Origin of the sequence: Shimia sediminis, from assembly GCF_003990645.1 — a bacterium.
GTDB lineage: Bacteria > Pseudomonadota > Alphaproteobacteria > Rhodobacterales > Rhodobacteraceae > Shimia > Shimia sediminis.
The window spans coordinates 1-733 of the sequence record NZ_RYZK01000073.1; the positions used below are offsets into that span (position 1 = coordinate 1).

A 733-nucleotide genomic window follows, 5' to 3' on the forward strand; every position below is an offset into this window, starting at 1 on the left:
CGCTTGCATCATTAATTTATTATTATGGACATGTATATATACAGTGAACAAAAAAAAAAAAACAAATGTAATTATAATCGCAGTCAATTGTACATGCGCAGTCAGTAAACCCGTAAACGACATTACGAACTCAAACAGACTCTCTAGGGATACCAGCGGAGGCCAGAAATACCAAAAATACCATATGCCATTTAAAACAATAACTTAAATTTCCAAAGTCCTTCCTAGCGAGCTCCTTAGAGACCCCGTTCGAGTGTGTATATTTCCATTCAGTATTGGCAAAGTTTACCAATGACCATGATGACCGCCCCAATGTCCAGCACCAATGATACCGGCTGGTCCAACAACTCCGGAGGGACCGGCAATGACAGCTCCAGCGGCGTGTCCTACTACTCCATGACCAAGGAGTCCGTGTCCAAGAATTCCATGAGCTGGTCCAGAAACGACGGCTCCAGCACTAGGTGGTACCAAAACAGCTCCAGCTCCATGGACAGGTCCAGCAACAACGGCATGAGCAGCGGGAAGAACACCACCAATGATGGCACCGTGGTGTCCAAGAGCACCGGAAGCTAAGATTCCTTCTCCATGGTATTGGCTTTCGAGGAGACCCTCTCCGTGCCATTGGCCATCATCGTGGAGACCCCAGCCAGATGGAGCAGCATTGGCAACGACAGCCAAGCAAGCCAAAGCAACAACGGTCAGACTGTTCATTTTGATACGAATAGCTTCAAAC

The 733-nt window shown here is 47.3% G+C and carries 1 protein-coding gene; it reads right to left on the reverse strand.

Annotated features, from left to right (window positions below; genetic code table 11):
• Nucleotides 1-389 precede the first annotated feature (389 nt).
• Nucleotides 390-545 (reverse strand): hypothetical protein, encoded by a 156-nt coding sequence (locus EK369_RS22905; protein ID WP_206198158.1) that lies wholly within the window; start codon nt 543-545, stop codon nt 390-392.
• Nucleotides 546-733 lie beyond the last annotated feature (188 nt).